Source organism: Centipeda periodontii DSM 2778, from assembly GCF_000213975.1.
Lineage (GTDB): Bacteria > Bacillota > Negativicutes > Selenomonadales > Selenomonadaceae > Centipeda > Centipeda periodontii.
Window position 1 is genome coordinate 1,299,740 of sequence record NZ_GL892076.1, and the last position, 25,445, is coordinate 1,325,184.

Annotated in this window: 21 protein-coding genes and 2 pseudogenes; 16 read left to right on the forward strand and 7 right to left on the reverse strand. The window is 55.1% G+C overall.

Going from position 1 to position 25,445, the window contains the following annotated elements; genetic code table 11:
• Positions 1 to 20: 20 nt before the first annotated feature.
• The 6 genes from mrdA to HMPREF9081_RS05810 all read left to right on the forward strand — a co-directional run bounded on the left by mrdA (position 21) and on the right by HMPREF9081_RS05810 (position 7,444).
• Positions 21 to 1,811: a penicillin-binding protein 2 gene (mrdA, locus tag HMPREF9081_RS05785; RefSeq protein ID WP_006306130.1), complete on the forward strand. Its 1,791-nt coding sequence runs from the start codon at positions 21 to 23 to the stop codon at positions 1,809 to 1,811.
• A 9-nt stretch (positions 1,812 to 1,820) separates the two neighbouring features.
• Positions 1,821 to 2,474, forward strand: a complete 654-nt coding sequence (gene minC, locus HMPREF9081_RS05790; RefSeq protein ID WP_006306131.1) for a septum site-determining protein MinC — start codon at positions 1,821 to 1,823, stop codon at positions 2,472 to 2,474.
• A gap of 9 nt (positions 2,475 to 2,483) precedes the next feature.
• On the forward strand, positions 2,484 to 3,278 hold the full coding sequence (gene minD, locus HMPREF9081_RS05795; RefSeq protein ID WP_006306132.1) for a septum site-determining protein MinD: 795 nt from the start codon (positions 2,484 to 2,486) through the stop codon (positions 3,276 to 3,278).
• An 11-nt stretch (positions 3,279 to 3,289) separates the two neighbouring features.
• Positions 3,290 to 3,577: a cell division topological specificity factor MinE gene (minE, locus tag HMPREF9081_RS05800; RefSeq protein ID WP_006306133.1), complete on the forward strand. Its 288-nt coding sequence runs from the start codon at positions 3,290 to 3,292 to the stop codon at positions 3,575 to 3,577.
• Complete coding sequence (gene rodA / locus HMPREF9081_RS05805) at positions 3,574 to 4,680, forward strand: rod shape-determining protein RodA (protein ID WP_006306134.1); 1,107 nt, start codon at positions 3,574 to 3,576, stop codon at positions 4,678 to 4,680. The genes minE and rodA overlap by 4 nt, the downstream gene beginning before the upstream one ends.
• A gap of 157 nt (positions 4,681 to 4,837) precedes the next feature.
• The gene (locus HMPREF9081_RS05810) at positions 4,838 to 7,444 is read left to right on the forward strand and encodes a TIGR03960 family B12-binding radical SAM protein (protein WP_040394633.1); all 2,607 of its coding nucleotides are present in this window, start codon (positions 4,838 to 4,840) and stop codon (positions 7,442 to 7,444) included.
• A 1-nt stretch (position 7,445) separates the two neighbouring features.
• On the opposite strand, the gene HMPREF9081_RS05815 is transcribed toward HMPREF9081_RS05810, so the two are convergent.
• Positions 7,446 to 8,336: a transglycosylase domain-containing protein gene (locus tag HMPREF9081_RS05815; RefSeq protein ID WP_006306136.1), complete on the reverse strand. Its 891-nt coding sequence runs from the start codon at positions 8,334 to 8,336 to the stop codon at positions 7,446 to 7,448.
• The gene (locus HMPREF9081_RS05820; RefSeq protein WP_006306137.1) at positions 8,333 to 9,112 is read right to left on the reverse strand and encodes a DUF4931 domain-containing protein; all 780 of its coding nucleotides are present in this window, start codon (positions 9,110 to 9,112) and stop codon (positions 8,333 to 8,335) included. Before HMPREF9081_RS05820 ends, HMPREF9081_RS05815 begins: the two co-directional genes overlap by 4 nt.
• Positions 9,113 to 9,253: 141 nt before the next feature.
• Between HMPREF9081_RS05820 and trmD the strand changes: the two genes are divergently transcribed.
• From trmD to HMPREF9081_RS05870, 10 genes are all read left to right on the forward strand, one after another.
• A complete protein-coding gene (gene trmD / locus HMPREF9081_RS05825; protein ID WP_006306138.1) occupies positions 9,254 to 9,997 on the forward strand; it encodes a tRNA (guanosine(37)-N1)-methyltransferase TrmD in 744 nt (247 codons plus the stop codon).
• Positions 9,998 to 10,300: 303 nt separating this feature from the next.
• The gene (locus HMPREF9081_RS05830; RefSeq protein ID WP_040394637.1) at positions 10,301 to 11,758 is read left to right on the forward strand and encodes a nicotinate phosphoribosyltransferase; all 1,458 of its coding nucleotides are present in this window, start codon (positions 10,301 to 10,303) and stop codon (positions 11,756 to 11,758) included.
• Between the two features lie 9 nt (positions 11,759 to 11,767).
• Positions 11,768 to 12,628 (forward strand): shikimate dehydrogenase, encoded by an 861-nt coding sequence (locus HMPREF9081_RS05835; RefSeq protein ID WP_040394640.1) that lies wholly within the window; start codon positions 11,768 to 11,770, stop codon positions 12,626 to 12,628.
• 66 nt (positions 12,629 to 12,694) lie between these two features.
• Positions 12,695 to 13,816 (forward strand): tRNA guanosine(34) transglycosylase Tgt, encoded by a 1,122-nt coding sequence (tgt, locus tag HMPREF9081_RS05840; protein ID WP_006306141.1) that lies wholly within the window; start codon positions 12,695 to 12,697, stop codon positions 13,814 to 13,816.
• A 26-nt stretch (positions 13,817 to 13,842) separates the two neighbouring features.
• Positions 13,843 to 14,121: a preprotein translocase subunit YajC gene (gene yajC, locus HMPREF9081_RS05845; protein ID WP_006306142.1), complete on the forward strand. Its 279-nt coding sequence runs from the start codon at positions 13,843 to 13,845 to the stop codon at positions 14,119 to 14,121.
• A 42-nt stretch (positions 14,122 to 14,163) separates the two neighbouring features.
• A complete protein-coding gene (locus HMPREF9081_RS05850) occupies positions 14,164 to 14,718 on the forward strand; it encodes a 5-formyltetrahydrofolate cyclo-ligase (RefSeq protein WP_245529858.1) in 555 nt (184 codons plus the stop codon).
• Between the two features lie 56 nt (positions 14,719 to 14,774).
• Entirely contained in the window at positions 14,775 to 16,007 is a 1,233-nt protein-coding gene (secD, locus tag HMPREF9081_RS05855) for a protein translocase subunit SecD (RefSeq protein ID WP_006306144.1), read from the forward strand.
• On the forward strand, positions 16,000 to 16,917 hold the full coding sequence (gene secF / locus HMPREF9081_RS05860; protein WP_006306145.1) for a protein translocase subunit SecF: 918 nt from the start codon (positions 16,000 to 16,002) through the stop codon (positions 16,915 to 16,917). The genes secD and secF overlap by 8 nt, the downstream gene beginning before the upstream one ends.
• 155 nt (positions 16,918 to 17,072) lie before the next feature.
• On the forward strand, positions 17,073 to 19,052 hold the full coding sequence (gene recJ / locus HMPREF9081_RS05865; protein ID WP_006306146.1) for a single-stranded-DNA-specific exonuclease RecJ: 1,980 nt from the start codon (positions 17,073 to 17,075) through the stop codon (positions 19,050 to 19,052).
• Entirely contained in the window at positions 19,053 to 21,284 is a 2,232-nt protein-coding gene (locus tag HMPREF9081_RS05870; protein WP_006306147.1) for a RelA/SpoT family protein, read from the forward strand.
• Positions 21,285 to 21,359: 75 nt separating this feature from the next.
• Here HMPREF9081_RS05870 and HMPREF9081_RS14450 read toward each other — a convergent pair whose 3' ends face one another.
• The 5 genes and pseudogenes from HMPREF9081_RS14450 to HMPREF9081_RS13610 form a co-directional block, all read right to left on the reverse strand.
• Positions 21,360 to 22,076 carry a ShlB/FhaC/HecB family hemolysin secretion/activation protein gene (locus HMPREF9081_RS14450; protein ID WP_425358239.1) on the reverse strand — a complete coding sequence of 239 codons (717 nt, stop codon included), beginning with the start codon at positions 22,074 to 22,076 and terminating at the stop codon, positions 21,360 to 21,362.
• A gap of 136 nt (positions 22,077 to 22,212) precedes the next feature.
• Positions 22,213 to 22,599 (reverse strand): annotated as a pseudogene (locus HMPREF9081_RS14455) (POTRA domain-containing protein); the annotation flags it as partial.
• Between the two features lie 186 nt (positions 22,600 to 22,785).
• A complete protein-coding gene (locus HMPREF9081_RS05880; protein ID WP_006306150.1) occupies positions 22,786 to 23,193 on the reverse strand; it encodes a hypothetical protein in 408 nt (135 codons plus the stop codon).
• Entirely contained in the window at positions 23,180 to 23,575 is a 396-nt protein-coding gene (locus HMPREF9081_RS13835; RefSeq protein WP_154647291.1) for a hypothetical protein, read from the reverse strand. Before HMPREF9081_RS13835 ends, HMPREF9081_RS05880 begins: the two co-directional genes overlap by 14 nt.
• A gap of 2 nt (positions 23,576 to 23,577) precedes the next feature.
• Positions 23,578 to 25,428 (reverse strand): annotated as a pseudogene (locus HMPREF9081_RS13610) (hemagglutinin repeat-containing protein); the annotation flags it as partial.
• Positions 25,429 to 25,445 lie beyond the last annotated feature (17 nt).

A 25,445-nucleotide genomic window follows, 5' to 3' on the forward strand; every position in this document is an offset into this window, starting at 1 on the left:
GGGCTTTTTGGAGTGTAATTGTGAACGAAAACGAAGATTTCAGCGGTCGTCTGCAATTCCTGAGCGTTGTGATCGTGTTCATCATTGCGGTACTGATCGGGCGGGCAGGGTATCTGCAGGTCTACGATGGTGAGCTTTACGCACGTCTCGCTGAGGGCAATCGTATCCGCATTATACCGGCGGAGGCAGCGCGCGGAACCTTCTATGACCGCAACGGCGAGCTTCTCGTGACGAACCGTCCCGGCTTTGCGGTTTCTTTGCTCCCACTGACAGAGCCGGTCTCGCCGGAGGTAATTGCGCGCGTATCGAAGCTCATCAATGTGCCCGTGGAGGAAATTCAGAAAAAGATTGACGCACACGTCGGTTTTGATCCCATTCGCATCAAGAGCGATGTGTTGCCGGACATCGTTACGATTATCGAGGAACAGAAGGATGACTATCCGGGCGTTGTGATCGAGGTGCTTCCGGTCCGCGACTATATCTACGGTGAGTACGCGGCGCATGTATTTGGCTACGTCAGCGAGATTAACGAGGAAGAACTCGAGCGGCGTAAGGATGAGGGGTACAAGTCCGGCTATATCATTGGCAAATTCGGCTTGGAACGCATCTACGACAAGGATGTGCGCGGCGTCAACGGCGGAGATCAGGTCGAGGTGGACGTATCGGGGCGTCCCGTGCAGCTCCTTGGACGGCAGTCTCCGATCCCGGGAAATGACCTCGTTCTGACAATTGACAAGCACCTTCAGGAGGCGGCGGAGCAGGCGGTGGATGCGCAGCTTGCCATCGTGCACGCACATGCAGCGGCTGTGGTAGTTATGAATCCACAGACGGGCGAGGTGCTCGCGATGGTCAGCCGTCCCGCCTTCAATCCGAATCTCTTTGCAGGCGGCATCTCCACACAGAACTGGAATGTGTTGAATAACAATCCCTATCATCCGATGGACAATAAGGCGATCACGGGCGAGTATCCGCCCGGCTCGACGTTCAAGATTGTGACGGGTACGGCGGCGCTCGCCGAGCATAAGGTGACACCGCAGGAAAAGATCTTCGACGCCGGGCAACACTGGATTATTCCGAAGACGAATGCAGGCGGCGAGGCACTCGGATGGATCAGTTTCCAAGAGGCAATGGCACACTCGGACAACGTCTATTTCTACGAGATGGGCAATCGCCTCGGTGTTGACGCCCTTGAGCGCTATGCGCGGATGTTCGGACTTGGTGTGCGGACGGGGATCGATCTGCCGTATGAGGCAGAGGGTTTGGTTCCGAATCGCAAATACAAGGCCGATAATTTTGAGGATGGCGAATGGTATCTATCGGAGACATTTGACGCGGCAATCGGGCAGGGCTTCAATCTTGTGACGCCCTTGCAGGCGGCGATGGTCATGGGGGAGATCGCAGCGAACGGAAAGCGCTATCAGCCTCATCTCGTTCAACGCATTGTGGATGTCAACGGGAATACGGTGCGTGAGTTTCATCCGAAGCTCCTCTCGGAGCTGGATGTAAGCCCGTCCGTGATTCGCAATGTGCAGGAGGGACTGCACGATGTGACGAAGATCGGAACGGCGGCAGGGGTATTCGCCGGATTTCCGATCGATATTGCGGGCAAGACGGGAACGGCGGAGAATTCGCAGGGACGTGACCACGGCTGGTTTGTCGCATACGGTCCCTATGTGAATCCCAATATTGTCGTTGCGGTCATCGTGGAGCAGGGTGGTTTCGGCTCGCTGTCGGCGGTTCCGATCGGGAGGCGGATCATGGAGGCTGCTTTCGGATTGGATCGTGCATCGCAGAATGTAGGGAAAAAGTGAGGAATCCAAATGAGCGAGGATAAGATCAAGATCAAAGGGGAAAACGGAGGTCTCATGCTCGAATTCCCCCCCGATATGAGCTTTTCGGAGATCATGGAGGAGCTTGGGAGAAAGCTTGATTCGGGTTCGGGGTTCTTCCTGCGTGGAACATTGGTGCGCGTTCCGAGGGATCGCTTTTCGAAAGAAGAACTTGCCGAAATGCAGGAACTCTTTCGGACACACGGGCTGATTTGCCGTATGGCAAAGCCAATGCCTGCCACACACATCAAATCAGATGCGATGGATCATGAAAATGAAGGGGCTGCGGAGAATGCGTCACAGGAAACGCAGGAACTCCAACGCATGCTCGTCATTGATAAGACACTGCGTGGCGGGCAGGCAGTTGAAACGGAGGGATCTGTCATTGTCTTCGGCAACGTCAATCCCGGAGCGCAGATCACGGCGGGGGGCAGTGTGGACATTCGCGGCACCTGCCGGGGCGTGGTGCATGCGGGGGCTGCGGGAGATTCGACGGCGTTTATCATTGCAGATCACCTTATGCCGACGCAGATCCGCATTGCAAACTATGTGGCGCGCTCGCCGGATGAGCCGGAGGACTCCGGCAAGGCAGAGCGTGCGTATGTCAGAGATGGTCAGATAGTTATTGAGCCAATAGAGAGGTAGGTTCGAAATATGAGTGAGATCTACGTGGTGACATCGGGAAAAGGAGGCGTTGGAAAGACAACGACGACGGCAAATCTGGGCGTGGGATTTGCCATGCGCGGCAAGAGCGTCGTGCTGATTGACACGGATACGGGTCTTCGGAATCTTGATCTCCTGCTTGGCCTTGAGAATCGCATTATGTACGATTTGGTCGATGTGACATCGGGGCGCGTGCCGTACAAGAAGGCCCTCGTCCGTCACAAGAAATATGACTCACTCTTTCTCTTGCCGACCTCTCAGGTCAAGGACAAGAGCGCGGTGAATCCGGAGGAGCTTGCGACGCTCTGTGAGGAGCTGCGACGCTCTTACGATATCATCATCATCGACTGCCCCGCGGGTATTGAGCAGGGGTTCAAAACGGCGATTGCCGCCGCTGATACGGCGATTCTTGTGACAATGCCGGAGATCTCCGCCGTACGTGACGCGGACAAGATCATCGGCGAACTTGGACGCGCGGACAAGGAGGACATCCGCCTTGTTGTGAACCGTATTCGCCCGAAGATGATCGAAAAGGGCGATATGCTGGACATGAAGGACATCGACGAAATCCTCTCGGTCAGCTGCATCGGTCAGATTCCAGATGATGAGATGGTGGTGACGAGTACGAACCGTGGAGAGCCGTGTGTCACAATGCCGGACTCGCCGGCAGGGCAGGCGTACCTTGATGTGGTGGGACGCCTGTGCGGCGAGGAAGTTCCGTTCCGTGAACTTGCGAAGGAAAGCCTCTGGGAGTCGATCAAGAGCAAGCTCTTCGGACGAAAGTAGGGAGGGGCAGCGTGATTGAAATGCTGAAAAGACTTCTCGGAAAAAAGGAACGTTCCGGCGATCTTGCACGCCAACGTCTCCAAGTTGTTATTATCAATGATCGGGCGAATGTCTCCCCGGAGATCATGGACAACATGCGCGCGGAGATCATACAGGTGATATCAAAATATATGTATATCGATACGAGAGAGATGGAGTTTTCTCTCGAAAATGAAAATGATACGATGGCACTCGTCGTCAATATTCCGGTTGTCAGCGTTCAGCACGGCGGCAGCAATCTGTCAAGGCGCGGGCGATGATACTCTCGAAACGCCTCCTGCGCCGCACGGATCTGACGCTGATCGCGGCAACAGCTGCAATCGTTATTATGAGCCTTATCATCATCGGCAGTGCGACCCATGTCAATACGCCGAGTGAGGAACGCTATTGGTTCGTTCAGCGTCAGGGCATCTCCTTCCTCGTGGACATTGCGCTTGCGGCATTCCTGATGAACTTCGACTACAAGATTTTGCAGCGCTACGGCAACTACTTCTATGTGTTCAATCTGATTCTCCTGATTCTCGTCATGCTGGTCGGACAGTCGGCGCTTGGCGCACAGCGGTGGATCGCACTCGGCCCAATCAGCATACAGCCATCGGAGTTCTCGAAGCTCATCATGATCATTGCGCTTGCCGCCATGATGGAAAAGCGCGGAAAAATACACTCGCTCAGTGATCTGGCACCCGTTGCCGGCTATGTCCTCGTTCCGTTCCTGCTTGTTTTGAAGCAGCCTGACCTTGGCACCTCACTGGTTTTTCTTGCGATCTTTTTTGGCATGGTGTTCGTAGCGGGCATCCGTCTGCGGATCCTCTTTGGGATCTTTGGGTTGGGGCTTGCGGCTCTGCCTGTCCTCTGGCACTTTCTGAAGGACTATCAGAAGATGCGCATTATGGTCTTCATGGATCCCAATGTCGATCCGCTCGGCGCGGGCTATCACATCATCCAGTCGAAGATTGCAATCGGCTCCGGTCTCCTCTTCGGGAAGGGGCTCTTTGGCGGAACGCAGAGTCAGTTGAACTTCCTGCCGGAGAACCATACGGACTTTATTTTCTCCGTTGTAGGGGAGGAACTCGGCTTTGTCGGCTGTGCCGTCCTGCTGCTTCTCTATCTCATCGTGCTCTGGCGCGGCATAAAAATCGCGCAGGACGCAAGCGATACGTTTGGCAGGCTGCTCGCAGTGGGCATCACCTCAATGATTGCGTTCCATGTGCTCGTCAACGTCGGAATGACGATGGGCATTATGCCTGTTACAGGCATTCCGCTTCCGCTCATGAGCTATGGCGTGAGCTCGCTTACAACGAATATCATGGCGATTGCCATCCTGCTGAACATCCAGCTGCGGCGGCAAAAATTACTGTTTTAAGGAATGTCCCCATGTCTGCCCCGCTTGCGGGGAAGGGGAACCGCACCGCGGTGGAAAGGGCACAAGGTCGGGAGTGCTGCACGAAGTTCATTCAGTTCTTCGTGCAGCAACTCCTTCTTTTGTTTATCTTGTAGGGAATATGGGGGAATATGAAACGATGGTGCAGCTCGATCACAGCATCCTGCAATCGGTACTGAAACCTGCACGCTATACGGGCGGCGAATGGAATGCAATCCGCAAGAATTGGGATTCTGTACGGTGCAGATTGGCGCTTGCGCTGCCCGATGTCTACGAGGTCGGCATGAGTAATCTCGGCCTCGCCATTCTTTATGAGATCCTGAATCGCCGTGCAGATATCGCGGCAGAGCGTGTCTATGCACCGTGGGTCGACATGGAGGAGCAGATGCGTGCACGCAGAATTCCTCTTTTCTCACTTGAGAGCCGCCGCCCCATTGCGGACTTTGATTTTCTCGGATTCTCCCTGCAATATGAGATGATCTATTCGAATGTCCTCAATATGCTTGATCTTGCCGGAATCCCTCTCTATGCACGGGAGCGCGGCGAAGATATGCCGTTCATCATGGGCGGTGGACCGTGTGTTTACAATGTCGAGCCGATTGCGGATTTCTTTGATTTCTTTGTGATCGGGGAGGGCGAGGAGGTCGTAGGCGAGCTCGCGGATGCCTTTATTGCGTGGGATGCTGCGGGACGTGAGGGCGGACGAAAAGGATTCCTCGTACGGCTTCTCTCCATAGATGGAATCTATGTGCCCTCGTTTTATGAGCCCGTCTACAATGAAACGGGAGATTTTCGTGAAATGCGTTCCCTGCATCCCGATGCGCGTCCTGTGATCTACAAGCGTGTCGTACGTGATATGAATGCCGTCATGTCGGTCGAGCATCCGGTTGTGCCCTATATGGATATCGTGCACAACCGCATCATGATGGAGCTCTTTCGCGGCTGCTCGCGCGGCTGCCGCTTCTGTCAGGCGGGCATCGCCTATCGCCCTGCGCGTGAGCGCACAGAGGAGCGCCTGCGGCAGATGGCGGATGGACTGATCGCCTCGACGGGCTATGATGAGATGAGCCTTACCTCGCTCTCTTCGGCAGACTATTCGTGCCTCGGGCGACTCGTGGACAATCTCATGGAGGACAATGCAGGGGAGAAGATCAGCTTCTCGCTGCCGTCACTGCGCATCGACAGCTTTTCGATTGAGCTCGCGCACCGCATGCAGCAGGTGCGAAAGTCGGGGCTGACATTTGCGCCCGAGGCGGGCACACAGCGGCTCCGCGATGTCATCAACAAGGGCGTGACGGAGGAAAATCTGCTTACGGCGTGCGGCGCAGCGTTCCGGCATGGGTGGAAGCAGGTGAAGCTCTACTTCATGATGGGACTGCCGACGGAGACCGATGAGGATATCATTGGGATTGCGCGGCTCGCGAAAAAAGTGGTCGACCTCTATACAGAGGTGCGTGGACGGCGCGGCTGCAAGGTGACGGTCTCCGTCTCCTGCTTTGTGCCGAAGCCCTATACGCCGTTCCAGTGGTTCGGACAGCTGCCGATCGAGGAGTTCCAGCGGCGTCAGCAGCTGCTCAAGGAACATATCACGGATCGCTCGATCACGTTCCACTACCACGACGCGCGCCTCTCGGTCATCGAGGGCGTCTTTGCACGCGGCGATCGTCGTCTTGCGCCCGCACTCTATGAGGCATGGAAGAGCGGCGCGAAGTTCGACGGCTGGTCGGATCTCTTCGATGACAGCCGTTACTTCGCTGCATTTGAAAAATGCGGCATCGACTGGGCATACTACAGCCGCCGCACGCGCATGATCGGGGAACCGCTGCCGTGGGCGCATACCTCGCCCGGCGTGCTTGAGCGCTTCCTGAAGTCCGAGTGGCAGAAGGCACTTGCCGCCGCGCTCACGGAGGACTGCCGTCGCACGCACTGCACGGGCTGCGGCATCTGCGGGGCGCTCGGTGTGGATGTGATCGACTATGCGGGTACGGAGAAAGAGCGCGCGGCAGCATCGGAGCAGCACACTGTCACCGAAAAAAACGCAGATAATCCACCTGCAGAGCGCAGTCTTTTCGTCTATCGCGGACTGATTACGAAGGGGGAGGAACTGCGCTACGTTTCCCATCTCGACTACGCAAATCTCTTTGTGCGCGCGTGCAAGCGCGCAAAACTTCCGATGGCATACTCGGAGGGCTTCAACCCACACATGAAGGTCGCGTTTGCCTCCGCCCTCTCCCTCGGTGCGACGAGCGACGCGGAGTATGTCGACTTCGAGATGACGGAGGCGCTTGCGCCCTCTCTGGTCATGGAACGCCTCGGCAAACATCTGCCGTGCGGGGCGCAGATGGTACGGCTTAAACTTTTGGAGGGGAAGCATAAGGCACTGATGGCGGATGTGGATGAGGCGCGCTATCGAATTGCCGTCCCCTATGCGGGCGATATCGAGTCTGTGCGCGAGAGCGTACGCCGTTACAATGAAGCAGAGAGTGCCATATGGGAGCGCGTGACGCCGAAGAAGAGCCGCACGATCGAGACGAAGGCATATGCAAAGACGCCCGTCTTCTTTCAGCTGGAGAACGGACGTCTGATCTTTTGGATGAACCTTGTTGTTACGCCGGAGGGCAGTGTGAAGCCCATCGAGGTTCTGAGCGTCATGGTGCGCGACTTTGATCTTCCCGTCGATCCGAACGAGGCGTATGTGACGCGCATCGGTCTGTTCGCAGACGGCGTGGCACTGATTGATCGATGATTTAGTGCTCCTCCGGACGGAAGATGAGTGGCTGCATTTTCGCATCTTCGGCGGTGCGTGCGTCAATGAGCCCCTGCGCCTCCATCGCATCGAGCACGATGGCCTGCCGCTTCTTTGCCGCGATGAAATTCGTGAAGGGGGAAAGCTCCGAAGGGGCGTTCGGGACACCTGCAAGCATCGATGCCTCAGGCAGATCAAGGGCAGCGGGAGCTTTGCCGTAATATCCCTCGGATGCCGCGTTCACGCCGTAGAAGCCCGAGCCATAGTAGACGACGTTCATATACATTTCGAGGATTTCGTCCTTCGTGTAGGCGTTCTCGATGGCGAGCGCGAGCAGGAGCTCCTGTGCCTTGCGCGTGAAGGTCTGTTCATTTGCAAGGAAGAGGTTCTTCACGAGCTGTTGGGTGATCGTGCTCGCTCCCTCCTCGATGCGTCCGTGCTGGATGTTGACGAGGGTCGCGCGTGCCATGCCGGTCATATCAAAGCCCCGGTGGTCATAGAAGCGGCGATCCTCGATGGCGACGATGGCTTCCTTCAGATCGGGCGAAATACGCCCGATGGGAACATAGTCCGAGGGGTTCAGCCGCGCCGAAACTGCGCGGCGAATGAAGAGAACGCGCGCAATCTGCTCGGCGGCGTCCGGCTCACGGATCTCGTGCAGCTGATTGGCGGGGAGCTGTCGCTCGGCATCGGGGAGAAGCCCACCGAGTTCCTGCCATACCTGCGGTACGAAGAGAAAGACGCCCGCACATACAAGAAAAAACACGGCTGTGATACTCAAGAAAAAACGCCCGAATCTGCGGGGCGTTTTTTTCTTGCCGGTACGTTTCCGTGTCGCCGTTTTGCGCCGCCGTTTTCGCTTCGGCGGGGCTTCGTTTATCGTATCGTTCATTCTGTGCACCGTTTGCTCTCAAAATATTTTGCGCGCATCCTGTCCCGCATCTCCGCAAGGTTGGATGGCAGCAGGCGGATGTTATAGCCGATGAAGACGGGGGAGGTGGCAAAGCGCGGCATGATCTTGATGAAGATATCCGTACCCTCGTTGTAGAAGAAGATGTTGTAGCTCGTGAGTGGCCGACGGAATGCATTCATAAAGAAGTCCACGCTGATCTGGATGTAGTCTGCAATCGTCTCGGTTGCGCCTGCATCTGCTGGGACAATGTTGAGCTCCCAGAAGCCGACGCGCGGCTGCGTCGAAAGGTTCAGTACAACGCCATCTCTTTCGTCTACCGTCAGTCCCTCGAACTCCGCACGGTGAAAAGCAAGTTCCTGACGAAATGTGGGGAATCCGACAAGCTGCATATGCGGATGGCGAATTGTGCCGCCCGAGTAGGGACCATAGTTCTTGAAGAAGAGCACCGTGTCATATTTTCCGCTTGCACGCATCTGTGCCCAATGCTCCATGCCGAATGCGATCAGTCGATGCATATGGTCGCTCGTATAGCTCGGGATGTCGGCGTCGCAGTCCCGTCCCTCGATGAGGACGAATTGATCCGCCTCCTCAATGACATTGTATTTATTTTTGAGCAGGATGATGTCGCCGTCCGTCGCGATGATGTTCGTGAGCTCGTCCGTTGCGCAGAACGGACACGCCGCACTGCTGTGGATGATGTTCTCGGGCTTCTGCCGGCCGATGTCCGTATTGAAATGGGCAAGGTTGATGTCCATAAGTACTCCCCATCGTATAATCTTTCTCGTCCTATTATATATCTTCTGCGCGCATTCGTAAAATATTTTATCGAGAGATCCCAATAGGACGCCACATTCATGTTATAATGAAGGACATTCCAATGAAGATAAGGAGTTTCTATGAGAATCGATCTGGTGACGCTCTTTCCGGAGATGTTTGCGGGTGTGTTCGGCACGAGCATCATCAAACGTGCGGCAGAGCGCGGGACACTTGACATTCATTATACGAATTTCCGTGACTACGCGACGGATAAACACCGTCATGTAGACGATACACCGTGCGGCGGCGGTGCCGGCATGGTCTTAAAGCCGGAGCCGCTCTATGCTGCCGTGCGCGATATCTGGGCACAGACGCCATCGCTCGCAGAGCGGCGCTGCACGATTATCTTTGATCCTGCAGGGGAAGTGTTCACGCAGAAGATGGCAAAGGAACTTGCTGCCTACGAGCAGATCGTCCTCATCTGCGGGCACTACGAAGGATTCGATGCACGCGTTTACGATCTCGCCGATCGCCGCATCTCCGTCGGTGACTTCGTGCTGACGGGCGGCGAGATCCCCGCCATGCTGGTGGTGGATGCAACGGCGCGTATGCTGCCCGGTGTGCTCGGCGATGATACGTCCGCGCCGACGGACTCGTTCTTCGATGTCCTGCTTGGCTATCCGCAGTATACGCGCCCGCGCAAATTCGAGGGCAAGCCTGTGCCCGAAGTCCTCCTCTCGGGCAATCACGCGGAGATTGCGCGCTGGCGGCGCGAGCAGTCGCTCCTTGCAACGATGCGCCATCGACCGGAGCTCCTGCCGATGGCAAAACTCACGTGCGAGGATTTGATGTTTTTGGCAAAACAGGAAAATAAGGTTCTATGATAATTGTTACGGAAGAATGCGGACTGCGATGTTCCAAAGCAAACCTTAGTGGAGCAAGCGGGAAAAGTGCGCGGTACGCCCCGGCGGATTTCGTCGTTCAACCGAAGGGCGTTTAGAAATTCGCCGGTATTTAAGCGTACAAGCGCACGAACGCTTGCGAACGAGGCGTTTGCGTGGAGCATCGCAATCCGTAACACTTGACATAGACCAAAGAAACTATTTTTGCGCGAATCTTGAGGAAATGGTATAATAAAAAGTAATTTTTCTATGCCGTTTTTTTCTGCCCGATAGGGGGACTCTGCTGTGACCCAGTTTGATAAGCGAAATTTGTCGATGATGATGGATTTCTATGAGATGACGATGTCCTACGGATATTTTCATCAGCGGGACGGCGACATGCGTGTCGCGTTTGATCTCTTTTTCCGCTCCGTTCCCGATAAGGGCGGCTATGCAGTCTTTGCAGGACTCGAGCACGTCATTGAGTTTGTAGAGAATCTTGCGTTTTCAGACGAGGATATTGATTATTTCCGTCAGCAGAAGCTGTTTTCCGAGGAGTTTTTGACCTTCCTGCGCGACTTTCACTTTCGTGGGGATATTTATGCTGTGCCGGAGGGCACGATCATCTATCCCGACGAGCCGCTGCTGACGATTGTTGCGCCGATCATCGACGCGCAGCTGATTGAAACGGCGATCCTCGCGCAGATCAATCATCAGTCGCTGATTGCCACAAAGGCGTCGCGTATTGTGCGTGCAGCAGAGGGACGGTGCGTTTCGGATTTTGGTGCACGGCGCGCGCACAACATGGATGCGGCGACGTATGGTGCGCGTGCGGCGTACATCGGCGGCGTCGACATGACGGCGACAGTCTCGGCGGGGCAGCAGTTCGGTATTCCCATCTCGGGAACGATGGCGCACAGCTGGGTCATGTTCTTTGAGGATGAGTTCACTGCATTCAAGAACTATGCCGAGATCTATCCGCAGGCGACGGTGCTCCTCGTCGACACCTACGATGTGATTCACTCAGGGATTCCGAATGCCGTCCGCACAGCGCATGAGGTCTTGGAACCGCAGGGACATCGTCTTGTGGGCGTGCGTATCGACTCGGGTGACCTTGCGTATCTCTCAAAACGCATTCGCACCATGCTCGATGACGCAGGACTTGCAGACTGTAAGATCATCCTGTCGAACAGTCTTGATGAGTTCACGATCTCCTCGCTTCTGCTCCAAGGCGCGAGCGTGGACAGCTTCGGTGTGGGGGAACGGCTGATCACGGCGAAATCCGATCCCGTTTTCGGTGCGGTTTATAAGCTCGTCGCCGTGGAGAAAGACGGTGTCTTCACGCCGCGCATCAAGATGTCCGAGAATGTGGAGAAGCTGACCAATCCGGGGCTCAAGGACCTCTATCGCATCTATGACAGCCATGGCAAGGCGGTTGCGGACATGCTTGCCATGCGGGGCGAGGAGATTGATCTCGGGAAGCCATTCCGCTATGTCGATCCGATCAAGCCGTGGAAGAATCGCTTCTTCGAGGGCTTTTCGGCGTTGAATCTTCGCCGCCTCTATATGCGCGCGGGCAAGCGTGTGGAGAAAATGCCGTCCCTGCATGAGATTCGCGCCTATGTGCAAAAGCAGCTCGCCGAGGAGATCTGGCCGGAGGAGCAGCGGTTTGAAAATCCGCACCGGCACTACCTCGATATGACGCCGACATATTACGAACTCAAGATGGGGCTGCTCGACGATATACGCGGCAGGCACAGCTAAAGGATGCAGATGATTACAGGAAAAACAAAACTGCTCGGCGTTCTTGGCGCGCCCATCGGGCACAGCCTCTCGCCGATCATACAGAATGAAGCCCTGCGTGCAGCAGGGCTTGACTATGTGTATGCGGCGCTGCCCGTACGCGCGGATGCACTCACGTCGGCAGTACATGGACTGCGTGACGCAGGCATTGCGGGCTTCAATGTGACGATCCCGTTTAAGACGGAGATCATTCCGCTGATGGATGATCTGAGTGAGGATGCACGACGCATTCATGCGGTCAATACGGTCGTCGTCGAGGAGAATGGCAGGCTCGTCGGGCACAATACGGATGTCACGGGCTTCCTCGCAGGATTTGCGGAGCGCGGTATCGCACTCGCGGGAAAAAAAGCCGTTCTGATCGGTGCGGGTGGAGCCGCGCGCGCGGTACTCTGGGGACTGCTGCGCAGCGGCGTTTCCTTGGTCGTGATCGGTGTACGAAGTGCCCAAAAGGGCGCGGCACTCGCGGCGGATTTTGCGGCAGACGGGGATGTACGGGCATATGCCTTTGACGATCCCGCGTTCACGTCTGCATTGGGCTCTGCCGATATCATCGTACAGACGACACCACTCGGCATGACACCGCATGTGGGGGAGATGCCGCCCGTGGATGTCGCGGCGATAAAATCCTCTGCCGTGTTCTACGATCTCATCTATACGCCCGCCGAGACGCGTTTTCTGCGCGCGGCAGCAGCACATGGTCACGAGACGATCAACGGGGAGACAATGCTTGTGGCGCAGGGTGCGGAGGCTTTTTTCCTCTGGACGGGCGTGCGTCCCGATATGGAACTGATGAAGCGTGTGCTGCGTGAGGAACTTGTACGTAGAGGATAATTCCTGTTTTGAAAATCTCTTGCTTTTGTGATATAGTATAGCTTGTTTTAAGATGGGGGTGTATGATTGCCGGCGATTATCTATGAACTGATTCGGAAGGATGAGACGACGGGTGCGCGCGCGGGCGTGATTCACACACCGCACGGCAGTTTTCCGACGCCCATCTTCATGCCCGTGGGCACACAGGCGACCGTCAAGGGCGTTTCGCCCGACGAGCTGCACGATCTTGGTGCGGGGATCATCCTCAGCAATACCTATCATCTCTTCCTCCGACCCGGCATGGAACTCGTGCGTGAGGCGGGAGGTCTGCACAAGTTCATGCACTGGGACGGTGCCATCCTCACGGACAGCGGCGGTTTTCAGGTGTTCAGCCTCGGCGATCTCCGAAAGATCACGGAGGAGGGCGCGACGTTCCGCTCGCACATCGACGGCTCGAAAAAGTTTCTCTCACCCGAGGTGTCGATGGAGGTGCAGAAGGCACTGGGGTCGGATATCGTCATGGCGTTCGACGAGTGCATCCCGTATCCCGCCGATCACGGCTATGCAAAGGCGTCGACGGAGCGCACACAGCGCTGGCTCGTACGCTGCCGCGCTGCAATGGCGAATGCGACGGGGCAGGGGCTCTTCGGCATCGTGCAGGGCGGTATGTACCGCGACCTGCGTGCGTGGCACGCCGCCGAGGTAACGGTGCTCGATCTGCCGGGCTATGCAATCGGCGGTCTCAGCGTCGGTGAGCCGCATGAGCTGATGGAGGAAATCCTCTCGTACACGGTGGAACTACTCCCGGAGAATAAGCCGCGCTATCTTATGGGCGTCGGTACACCGGACTATCTGCTCACGGGCGTGCGGCACGGGATTGACATGTTCGACTGCGTATTCCCAACGCGTGTCGCGCGCAACGGTATGGCGATGACGTGGACGGGACGCCTTGTCATGAAGAACGCCGTTCATACGCACGATCATACGGTGCTCGAGGAGGGATGTGGCTGCTATGCGTGTCGAAATGGATACACGCGTGCATACATCCGACATCTCGTGCGCGCGGATGAGATCTTCGGTCTGCGCCTCCTGACCCTGCACAATCTCTACTTCCTGCAGGAGTTCATGCGCCGTATGCGCGCGGCGATCATCGCGGGTACGTTCCCCGTATTTTATCAGGATTTTATGAATCACTATCATAAAAAATAGCTTTATCGAATAAAGGAGTTGTATTTATGGATGCAGAAATGATGGCACAGCTGAGTTCGTGGGGACCCATTATCATATTGGTGCTCTTCTTCTACTTCCTCCTCTACCGTCCGCAGAAGCAGGCGCAGAAGAAGCGTGAGGCAATGCTCGGTGCGCTCAAGGTCGGTGACGAGATCATTACGCTCGGCGGTATGCACGGCAAGATCACGGCGCTGAATGACCAGACTGTGACACTGTGCGTGGCGGACGGCGTCAGCATCGTGTTCGAGCGCTCGGCGATCAGTGCGGTGAACACGCCGGAGTGATCGAGCGGCATGATAGATGAGTTCTTAACTGAACAAAAGAATATGCTGCGGCGGGAAATGCTTGCCCGCCGCCGTGCATTTTCAGCGGAGGAACGCCGACGCGCGAGTCAGATCATATGCGCGCGTGCGATGACAGTGCCGGCACTGCAAAATGCACGAACGATAATGCTCTATGCGTCGACGGCGGAGGAGATCGACCTTGCTCCGCTGACGGAACGTCTGCTGTCCGAGGGACGGCGCATTGCCCTCCCGCGCATTGTGGGCAAGGGGTTGATGGAGGCGTGGGAACTACCCGCTATGGACGCGCTGATGGAGGGGGCGTTCGGCATTTTGACGCCGGACACTGTGCGCTCTGTGCGTATCCCGGCGGGTGAGATCGATGTCGTTATCGTTCCGGGCGCGGCATTCGCCGCAGATGGGGGGCGGCTCGGACTCGGCGGCGGCTATTATGACCGCTTTCTGCCGCAGGCGGAGCGTGCTCTTCGGCTCGTGCTTGCCTTTGATTTTCAAATCGCTCCCGATATTCCTATGGGCGTGCAGGATGCCCGCGTCGATATCATTTTGACCGAGCGGCGCACGATCTCCTGCAAAGAATGAAAAACTTTGAGGAAGAGGTGTGAGGTCTGTTGAGACAACATAGTCTGTTAAAGCTCGTGATTTCGGTTGCCGTCATCATCTGTGTATTTTTTTTCCTAGTGCAGCCGCTCGCGGGTTCGATTCGGCAGGGACTTGACCTGCAGGGCGGAACGCACGTCGTTCTGGAGGCGGTCGACACGGCGCAGGCACAGGTCAACGACGATGCCATGAACCGCGTGGTCGCCATCATGGAGAAGCGCGTCAACTCGCTTGGACTGACCGAGCCGATCATTCAGCGTGAGGGCGAGTGGCGTGTCATCATCGAATTGCCGGGCATCAAGGATCCCGATGCGGCGATCCGGACCATCGGCAAGACGGCGATGCTCGAGTTCCGCGATGAAGAGGGGAATACGGTGCTGACCGGCACGGATCTGAAGGATGCGCAGGCGTCCACGAATCCGCAGACGGGGCAGAACGTCGTCAACCTCGAATTCTCGGACGAGGGCGCACAGAAATTTGCCGACCTCACGATGAAGAACGTCGGACGTACGATCGCGATCCTCTTGGACGGTGAAGTTCTCACCGCACCAAATGTGCGCGAGCCGATCCTTGGCGGGCGTGCGGAGATCACGGGGCAGAAGACGCTTGAGGAGGCACAGAACCTCGCAGTTGTCCTGCGCAGCGGTGCACTCCCTGTAAAGGTGGAGATCATCGAGACGCGTACGGTCGGACCGACGCTCGGACAGGACTCGAAGGATAAGTCGCAGTTCGCCTTTGTGGTCGGACTCGGGGCAGTCGTTCTGTTCATGATCTTTTTCTACCATCTCTCGGGTTTTATCGCAGACGTAGCACTGATGGCGTACACAGTTATGCTGCTCGGCATTCTCTATCTGATGGATGCGACACTGACACTCCCGGGCGTCGCGGGCATTATCCTCTCGATCGGTATGGCGGTCGATGCGAACGTGCTCATCTTCGAGCATTTCAAGGAGGAGTACCAAGTCAACCGGAAGTCCCTGCGCCTTGCGATGGATGCCGGATTCAAGCGTGCGTTTACGACAATCTTTGACTCGAATGTGACGACGCTGATCGCGGCGGGCGTGCTCTTCTTCCTCGGGACGGGTACAATCCGCGGGTTTGCGATCACGCTCGGGGTCGGAACGATCCTCTCGATGTTTACGGCGATCACGCTGACGCAGTACCTGCTGAAGCTCATGATCAACTCGAAGCTGTCCGAGAACCCCTCACTCTACGGCGCGAACGGCTTTATGCTCGGTGTCAAAAAGAAAGGAGATGAGAAGAATGCCTAAGTTCGATATTGCAGGACATCGTAAAATTTGGTTTCTCATCTCTCTGATTCTCATTATTCCGGGCTTTATCTGCATGGGCGTGCGCGGCTTCAATTTCGGCATCGACTTCACGGGCGGCACGATCATCGATCTGCGTTTCGAGCAGCCGGTGACACTCACCGATGTGCGTTCAAGTCTTGCGCAGTACGGACTGGACGGCAGTACGATCCAGCTCGCGGGCGCGGAGTCCGGCATCGAGTCCTCCGAGAATGTCATGATCCGTACGGTTGATCTTGAGGAGAATCAGCGCAAGGAGGTCATGGCATCACTCACGAAGGATGTCGGAACCTATACGGTGCTGCGCGAGGAGAAGGTCGGCGCGACAATCGGCGGCGAGTTGATTACGAACGCGGTGCTCGCGCTTGTGATCTCGTGGGCGCTTATCATCCTCTACGTCGCCTATCGCTTTGAATGGCGCTTTGGCGTATCGGCGGTGCTCGCACTGATCCATGACATCATCATTGTGCTTGCAGTGTTTTCGTTCACACAGCGGCAGATTGATTCGTCCTTTATCGCGGCGCTCTTAACGATCGTTGGTTACTCGATCAACGATACCATCGTTATCTTTGACCGCATCCGCGAGAATCTGAAGCTGCATTTCCGCCGCGGTGGCGATGTGAACGAGCTCGTCAACCGTTCCATCTATCAGACATTGACGCGCTCGCTGTATACGGTGTTTACGGTTCTGTTTACGACATTTGCACTGTACTGGTTCGGCGGTGAGACGACGAAGGACTTCGCGTTCGCACTCCTCGTCGGCTTTGCGAGCGGCTGCTACTCCTCCATCTTCATTGCGAGCCAACTCTGGATCGAGCTGCGCAATCGCACGGAGCGGCGCCCTGCTGCGAAACCGGCAGCGGTGGAGGGATAGTGCCGTAATCCCAAAGCCTCCCCTGTGCGAGGGGCCCGCAGGGCGGTGGAAGGGGCGATTGTATCGGTACATTCGACATAAAGATAGGGCTGTTGCACGAAACGAAATAACGTGCATCAGCCTCTCTTTAGTTATTGTGGAAAAGGGGGGAGACGATGCTGAAAGAATGGATTGTGCACGAGGAAACGGCAGAGGGAGCCGCGCTCGCACGCGAGATTGGTACGGCGCCGATCATCGGACAGATCCTTTGGAACAGAGGGATATGCTCGGCAGAGGCGGCACGTGCCTTCCTGCATCCGGAGGACGAGCCGTTTCATGATCCGTTTCTCATGATGGACATGAAGAAGGCTGTGCAGCGCATTTTGAAGGCGATTCATGGCGGAGAGCGGATTGTCGTCTATGGGGATTACGATGTGGATGGGATGACCTCGACCACGTTGCTCATGAAGAACATCCGTGCACTCGGCGGCAAGGTCTCCTACTACATCCCGAATCGCTTCACGGAGGGCTATGGGATCAACGGAGCGGCGCTCCGGCAGATCGCGGCAGAGGGGGGCGGACTCCTCGTTACCGTCGACTGCGGCATCTCATCTGTTGATGTTGTCGCAGAGATGGATACGGAGATGGACATCATCATCACCGATCATCATCTTCCCGGGAGCATGCTACCGCCCGCCTATGCCGTCATCAATCCGCATCGTACCGACTGTTTCTATCCATTCAAGGAACTTGCGGGTGTCGGCGTTGCCTTCAAGCTCGTGCAGGCGCTGTGGCAGGAGGAAGAGCAGTGGCACTATGCGGATGATATGGACATTGCCGCACTCGGGACGGTCGCCGACCTTGTCCCGCTTGTTGGGGAGAACCGCAAGATCGTTCAGCTGGGGCTTACGGCTATGTCAGCACATCCCTGTGAGGGCATCGAAGCACTGATCCGTGTTGCGGGTCTTGAGGGAAAGGCAATCAATACGGGCATGGTCGGCTTCCAGCTTGCCCCGCGCCTCAATGCGGCGGGGCGCATCGAGACCGCGCGGCGCGGCGTGGAACTCCTCATCTCCGAGGATGTGCGGGAGGCAGACCGCATCGCGGGTGAGCTGAATGCGCTCAACACAGAGCGCCGTGATCTCGAGCAGGATATCCTCACCGAAGCGGAGGAAATGCTTGCAGACTTTACGCCCGATGTGCCCGCGATCGTCGTCGCGGGGGAGGATTGGAACTCCGGCGTCATCGGCATTGTCGCATCCCGTCTTGTCGAGAAATACTACCGTCCGAGCATTGTCCTCACACGGCAGGGCGATGTCTACAAGGGCTCGTGCCGCAGCATCGCGGGGCTCCATCTGTATGAGGCACTTGCTGCGTGCAGGGACACGATCATCCAGTTTGGCGGTCACGAGATGGCGGCGGGCTTGACACTTGCGCGCGATCGTGTAGAGGATTTTCGTACGGCATTCGCGAATTATGTAAAGAGTCACTTGGAAATTGAGGACTTCACGCCAAAAATTTTGATCGAGGGATTGGTTGCGCCGACGGACTGGACGCTCAGGGCGGTGGAGGAGCTTGCACTGCTCGAACCGTATGGCATGGGCAACCCGCGCCCCGTGTTCGGCGTCCGTGATCTCCGCCCGCAGTCGGCAGCGGCGATTGGTGCCGAGGGGAAGCATCTGCGCATGGAGGTCGGTACGCGGGAGCGCCGCGTCGCCGCGCTCTACTGGAATGCGGGGGAACTCGCTGAGACCATGACCGAGGAGGCGAGCGATCTCGCCTACACGCCGAACATCAACGAATGGCAGGGCACACGCTCCGTGCAGTGCATGGTCGATTCCATCATGCCTGCTACACAGGAGCGCGTCTTTCCGAATCGCGACCTGCTCAAAGTCGTTTACACATTTCTCAAGAGGCTCAGCGTGGAAGATGGGCAGATTTCGTACAATCTAGCCGCGCTTACGCGGCGGTTCTCGCGTGAAAACGGGCATATCTCGTGCTATACAATGGAAACCTCCCTGTGTATTTTCCGTGAACTCGGACTGCTCATATCCCTGCCCGAGGGAGGATGGCGCTTCACCTCGCCGGCAGGCAAGCTCGAACTCATGGATGCGCCGACCTTTCGTCGGCATGAGGAAAGAAAGGGTGACGTGTAGATGTCGGACGATGCACAGAGGGCTGTCACCCTCGATATGATTTTGGAAAAGGTGCACTCCTATCAGGCAGATGCCGATCTTGAGAAGATACGGAGGGCGTATGTCTATGCGGAGAAGGCCCACAGCGGGCAAGTGCGCATCTCGGGCGATGCGTACATTATGCACCCGCTCAATGTCGCCTACATCCTCACCTCACTCCACCTCGACGATGAGACCATCTGCGCCGCGCTCCTGCACGATGTCGTGGAGGATACCTGTGCGACGCTCGAGGAGATGGAGGCGCAGTTCGGCAAGAACATCATGGAACTCATCGACGGTGTGACGAAGCTCGGGCGGATCGAGTATATGTCCAAGGAGGACGTCAAACTCGAGAACTACCGCAAGATGTTTCTCGCGATGGCGAAGGACATCCGCGTCATCATGATCAAGCTCGCCGACCGTCTGCACAACATGCGGACGCTGAAATATATGCGTGAGGACAAGCGTCATCGCATCGCAAAAGAAACGCTCGAGGTCTATGCGCCTCTTGCGAACCGTCTCGGTATCTCCAACATCAAGGTGGAGCTCGAGGATCTCTGCCTGCGCTACCTCGAACCCGAGGCGTACTATGCTCTTGTCGAGGAGGTCAAGCACAAGCGACAGGAGCGTCAGGATTTCATACGCGAGTCCATTCAGCAGATTCGCGAGAAACTTGAGGTGGCCGGAATCGAGGCAGAGATCAAGGGCAGGGCGAAGCACTTTTATAGCATCTACCGCAAGATGAAACGCGATAACAAGAGCGTCAACGAGATCTATGACCTTTCAGCGGTACGCGTGCTCGTCTCCTCCGTCAAGGACTGCTACGGCGTCCTCGGCGTCATTCACGCAATGTGGAAGCCGATCCCCGGCAGATTCAAGGACTACATCGCCATGCCGAAGTCCAACGGCTATCAGTCGCTCCACACGACCGTCATGACGCATGGGGATCCGCTCGAGATCCAGATCCGCACGAAGGCGATGCATCAGGTCTCCGAGTTTGGCATTGCCGCACATTGGAAATACAAGGAGGCGGGGCGTAGCATCGGTGCGACGGACGAGAACGACCAGAAGATGTCGTGGCTGCGCCAGATGGTCAGTCTGCAACAGGAATACGACGATCCGAAGGAATTCTTCGAGGCCTTGAAACTGGATGTGTTCTCTGACGAGGTCTTTGTCTTTACCCCGCGCGGTGATGTCATCGACCTGCCGAAGGGCTCGAACCCGATCGACTTCGCCTATCACATTCACACGGAGATCGGTCATCACTGCGTCGGCGCAAAGGTCAACGGAAAGATTGTGCCGCTCGAGTACAAACTCAAGAACGGCGATATCGTGTCCATTGTCACGAACAAGGCAAGCAACGGCCCGAGCCCCGACTGGCTCAACACAGTTGCCTCATCTGCGACACGCGGTAAGATCCGTGCATGGTTCAAAAAGGAGAACCGCGAGGAGAATGTCGAGCGCGGGATGAACCTTATCCGTGATGAGGCAAAGCGCCTCGGCTACGCACCGAAGGAGCTGATGGCGGGTGGACGCCTCGGTAAGGTTGCAGAGAAACTCAACGTGCAGACAGAGGATGATCTGCTCGCTGCGCTCGGTTACGGCGGCGTGACTCTGCGCGGCGTAATGACGAAGCTCATCGAGCTGCACCAGCAGTCCATCAAGGACAGCACGCCGCCCGAGGTCTCGCAGATGCTGTCCGAACTCAAAGCGCCGCGTCGGGGCAAGCGGAAGAAGGCGAGTCACGGTGTCCTCGTCGAGGGTGAGGGCGGCTACCTCGTGCGCCTCGCGCGATGCTGCAATCCCATCCCGGGCGATCCGATTACGGGTTACATCACACGCGGGCGAGGGGTCTCTGTCCATCGCTCCGACTGCCCGAACGTTCTCAATGATACCGAGTTTACGCGCGTGATCGAGGTAAGCTGGGACATCGGACTCGACAAAGAGTACACCGTCGGCATCGAGATCATCTGCAATGACCGCAACGGCATGCTTGCCGAGCTCCTCGCCGTGCCCGCCGAGATGAAGGTCAACATCCATACGGTCAACGCGACACCGAACCGTCGGAACAAGACATCGACCGTCCTCCTCGGACTCAACGTCAGCAACATTGACCAGATCACGCAGGTCATGACGCGCATGCGCCTGCTCAAGGATGTCTATCGCGTCACGCGCACGCTGGGAAGCAGCGGTCTTCCGAATGGTGATGTGTAAGCCTGTAAACAAAAAGTCAAGCCCCTAGACGAAAAAATCTACGCCAATCTGAGGGGCTGTTTTATCAGTGATTCCCTAGAACTTCACCCCGAGGGAGAATCCACTCGTCACATCCGATGTGTGGAATCCCTCGGGTTTTCTTATGGGCATCGCCGCAAAGACATCATAGGAGACGGTATCGATCGAGCCACGGAGTCCGACGGTTGCACCCATCATCGTATGACCGTTATAGAGATCGGTTCCGTACCCGTAGACTGCACCGACATCAAGACCGAGATAGAGCTCTGCCTTTTGTTTCGGAAACCGTGTCGCAAACTCGTTCCGCAGATACCATCCGTTTGTCCCCATCAGTGTCACCTCACCGTCGAATCCGCGCACCGTATAGCGATTGCCCATGCTGATCATATCCACGCCGTAGAGTCGCATCCCATCCATCGTATACTGTCCGTGAAAGGATGTTGTAAATGTTGCGGGACGATGACTGAACTCAAACGGATGCACAAAGTCCACATCGAGCAGCCACATTCGATAGAGCGTCTTGGGCGCATCGGCGTGGGGATTTTCTTTTTGTGCGCCCATCCACCCGAGACCGAAACGGTGTGCAAGACGGAAATAGAGCGTATTGTGCTGCAGATAGAGTCGCTCGGCAAAACCAACCTCCATCGAGGTCTGGTGTATTGCTTGAATGGGCAGCTCGACATCGTTCAAGAAACTGTGTGAATTCCGTTTTCGCAGACATACTGATGGATGTATACCATTGGAGCTTTCCCGTATCTTCAAGCCCCGAGTCATCCACCGAGATCGTACCGTAGAAATTCTTCCCGCGTTTTACCATGAGCACGACATCCGTCCGCTGCGGCTGCTCTGAGGGGAGGAGCTGAACGGAGATATCCTGTGAGGGAAGGCGCTTTGCCTGTTCGATGCCCTGCTCGATATCCCGTACATTGAGGATATCTCCCTCGTGGAAGGGAAAGAGATTCTTCCAGTAGAGGGCATCACTGCCCTCGGCAAAACGAACGGTGCCGATATAGCCGATCTGCAGAACGAGACGGAGTTCTCCCGACGAGAGATTCTGTTCCGGCACGACAATACGGCTCGTGGAGAAGCCACGAGACAGAAGAGATTGATTCATCGCATGGATGAGCTTGTTGATATCGCTGAGAGACAGCTCCTTATCCACATAGGGACGAGCGATGCGTTCGAGGAAGCGGAATCGCTCCACTTGGTTCTCAATCGTGATCTGAGAGATGTGGAAGCGGACGCTTTCATCTGCGGGAAGATCAGCAGACGGGGGAGGGGGAACAATCGTCTCCACACGCTCCTCACCGAGACGCTCCTGCCGCTCCGCTTCCTGCGCTCGTGACTGATCGAGCTGTTCCTGCTGTGCAGGAGCGGCGATAGCTGGGATAGTTGAAAGGGAGAGGAGGGGGATAAGAAGGAGTGTGGAGGGGCGTTTGAGTGTTTTCAAGCGAGGTCACCTACTTTACGGATATAATATATATTATAGTGTATCTTCTTCGATGATAATCGTAATAATACATTTATTTGTGTTTTTTTCTACTTCTATACGGTAATCTTTTTTATGTGCTGTAATGTTATTTCTGTTTGTTTCTATATTGTGCCAACCTCCCTGCTCCATAGTATGTTTATTAAATACGCTTTCGATATCTCCTTTGGCATAAATCTGAAACTTTCTCATACCACCAATGTATTCTTCTCTTTTTATATTGAGGATATCCAGTGTTTGCATCTCTTTTATATCATGTAAAGCATAAATCAGCTGTAAATCATTGTTTGAAGATGTATTACTTGTATGTAAAGGGTAATAAAAATATCCATAGACCCACACTGATATAAAAACAAGAACTCCTAAGTATTTGAGTATCTTCATAAATTTACCAAGCTCCATTTGAAAGAATCATTTTATGCGTTCCAGTTTTCGATTCGCTCAAATAAAAATGGCATAATCCATCTGATGTAGAGAAATGTCCTCGTTCATTCGAGTGCCTTTGAAAGCCATGCTTATATAATATATCCTTATAAGACTCCAAATCCTCATCAAATGATTTCGTAGAGGTGTACTCAAGTTTGATACGAAATGGCTTACCGACGACATCTAAAATTTCTGAGTGAAGAATATCCTCTTGTGGAGGAAAATTTATTGATTGGAATACTTTTATGAAAATATTCCAATTATCAGATTTGTTTTCAAAATTCTCATGTATTGAAAGTAATACACCTCCAACAATTGCTATACTACAGATGATAAATAAAATATGTGTTTTTTTCATGATTAGAAATCCTTCTGATTACCTTCGTAGAAAACCCAGCCAGCTGATAAACTTATCGTAGGAGTAGAGGATATAGCATTGTATATAAAGGAATATCCATTGACGTTAGTGGATTGTCCATGTTCTAAACCAAAACCTGCAGACCATCCCATTGAAAAACCCGTTAGTTGTTCCTTTAATATCTCTGGGTCTGTAACAATATTTCCTTGTGGGTCTTCTAGATATCCCCGTCCCATGGTATAGGCTCCAACAAAGGCTGAAAGCCCACCCTCTATATTATAAGAAGAATAAACCGGAGTGCCTTCAACATTAAACACCATAACCATTCCACTGAGAGAAACTGCATCTCCTCCAGAAACCGCAATAAGATTACACGTTCCCTCTGGTAGGTTCTTTACTAAATCATCATCCCGAATACATTCTCTTACAAAATCACTTTCTGTAAGCAAACTATTCCACTTCGTCCCACTTGCGGCTGCAATTGCTCCTGCTGTTGCATCTCCATTGACTATTTTTGCGGCAGCTGCACCAAGGACTCCACTAGCTATCTGGGCAATAGTAGGGTCAAGCCCCTTTAGGTTGTTAATCAGTGCTTCGTTGAGACCTGCACCCGCTGCACCCGAAGCGAAGCCCGCTCCTGCGAACTGGCTGATGAGTCCTCCGACGAAGGCATGAAGGATAACTTTACGTTCGCTGCCATCGTCAGGAAGATCGTGCAGGAGACGGAATGCTTCTTCACGGAAGACATTTACGAGTTCCTTCTGTTCCTCGACGCTCTTCTTGTCAAAGATACGACCAAGTTCGTTGAGTGCGTTCGCAGTATCTCTGCTGAGAGAAGAGATGTCCTGTGTGGGATTCTCGCGAATGTCGATGATTCCAGGTGCGACAGCAGATTTTGTCGTGCTGTTTGCACTTCCTTGTACTACGGTGGGAATTGAAGGCGTGGGATGCAATGCCTGCACTACCTTCAGTGTCTTGTTTTCGCTTCCGTCAGGATTCTTTTCTTTTATTTGGACAAGTGTCGGTTTTATCTGCGCAGAAGACCCCATGTCTTTTGCGCTGTACTCCGCTTCATTATGGAGGTCGCTGAAAGAGAATGTTCCTGTTGAAAGTTTGTTTTTGTCGGAACTTGCTTCACTTGCGATGAGTCCGCCCTTGAGATCGGTATTCTTCTCGACGTAGATGTCAAAGCCGCCGCTCCCTGCGAAGAATCCTGCCTGATCGCGTGCACTACGATAGAGGGAGTCAATCGTTCCTTTGCTCAAATCCCTGCTAAAGGTCGGTTTGGAAAGGCGTTGCGTCACTGGATTCATGCTCCAAGAGCCTCCGAATCCTGCAGATTTGTTCTCCTCTGTGAAGTTCTCCTTCTCCTGCAAGGTTTCGATGTTCAGATTCCCGCCGATCTTTGCGGTGATCCTATCTCCCTGTGCCCTGCTCCCGATGATGTCCATATCCTTGCCCGAGGTGAGGCTGAGATTATTTTCGGCGGCAACGAGGGCAGGGGAATAGGCGGTCACGGATTCCTTACTGTTGCCGTTGGCTTTGTTTGCATTGATGCTGATGTCGCTGAGTCCCTGCGGGGTAAAGGATGCACCGATGCTTGCAGAGCTGAATTTGTTCTCCGTTGTGGTGATGCTTGTATTCTCACCCGCTTCAAGGCGCACGTTTTCCTTGGCGGTGAGGGACATATCCTTGCCCTCAATTGTCGAGCCCTTGACGGTCAGGTCATGCTCACCCGCAGTGACGTTTGTATTTCCACCCGATGCGATACGGCTTCCCGCGTATTCGTGGGTTGTGCTCTCCATATGGCTGTAGGATTTGCTTGTCCCGAAGCTGACATCGAGGGAGAAGGTCTGCCCCGTGAGGGTAT

Excerpts from the sequence above, each read along its gene's own strand:
- HMPREF9081_RS05820 (WP_006306137.1), bottom strand. The coding sequence starts at position 9,112 with ATGGACATCAACCTTGCCCATTTCAATACGGACATCGGCCGGCAGAAG.
- HMPREF9081_RS05880 (WP_006306150.1), bottom strand. The coding sequence starts at position 23,193 with ATGGAGCTTGGTAAATTTATGAAGATACTCAAATACTTAGGAGTTCTT.
- trmD (WP_006306138.1), top strand. The coding sequence starts at position 9,254 with ATGAGAATCGATCTGGTGACGCTCTTTCCGGAGATGTTTGCGGGTGTG.
- yajC (WP_006306142.1), top strand. The coding sequence starts at position 13,843 with ATGGATGCAGAAATGATGGCACAGCTGAGTTCGTGGGGACCCATTATC.
- HMPREF9081_RS05870 (WP_006306147.1), top strand. The coding sequence starts at position 19,053 with ATGTCGGACGATGCACAGAGGGCTGTCACCCTCGATATGATTTTGGAA.
- secF (WP_006306145.1), top strand. The coding sequence starts at position 16,000 with ATGCCTAAGTTCGATATTGCAGGACATCGTAAAATTTGGTTTCTCATC.
- minC (WP_006306131.1), top strand. The coding sequence starts at position 1,821 with ATGAGCGAGGATAAGATCAAGATCAAAGGGGAAAACGGAGGTCTCATG.
- HMPREF9081_RS14450 (WP_425358239.1), bottom strand. The coding sequence starts at position 22,076 with ATGACTCGGGGCTTGAAGATACGGGAAAGCTCCAATGGTATACATCCA.
- HMPREF9081_RS05815 (WP_006306136.1), bottom strand. The coding sequence starts at position 8,336 with ATGAACGATACGATAAACGAAGCCCCGCCGAAGCGAAAACGGCGGCGC.
- rodA (WP_006306134.1), top strand. The coding sequence starts at position 3,574 with ATGATACTCTCGAAACGCCTCCTGCGCCGCACGGATCTGACGCTGATC.
- HMPREF9081_RS05810 (WP_040394633.1), top strand. The coding sequence starts at position 4,838 with ATGGTGCAGCTCGATCACAGCATCCTGCAATCGGTACTGAAACCTGCA.
- recJ (WP_006306146.1), top strand. The coding sequence starts at position 17,073 with ATGCTGAAAGAATGGATTGTGCACGAGGAAACGGCAGAGGGAGCCGCG.
- minD (WP_006306132.1), top strand. The coding sequence starts at position 2,484 with ATGAGTGAGATCTACGTGGTGACATCGGGAAAAGGAGGCGTTGGAAAG.
- HMPREF9081_RS13835 (WP_154647291.1), bottom strand. The coding sequence starts at position 23,575 with ATGAAAAAAACACATATTTTATTTATCATCTGTAGTATAGCAATTGTT.
- HMPREF9081_RS05835 (WP_040394640.1), top strand. The coding sequence starts at position 11,768 with ATGATTACAGGAAAAACAAAACTGCTCGGCGTTCTTGGCGCGCCCATC.
- HMPREF9081_RS05850 (WP_245529858.1), top strand. The coding sequence starts at position 14,164 with ATGCTGCGGCGGGAAATGCTTGCCCGCCGCCGTGCATTTTCAGCGGAG.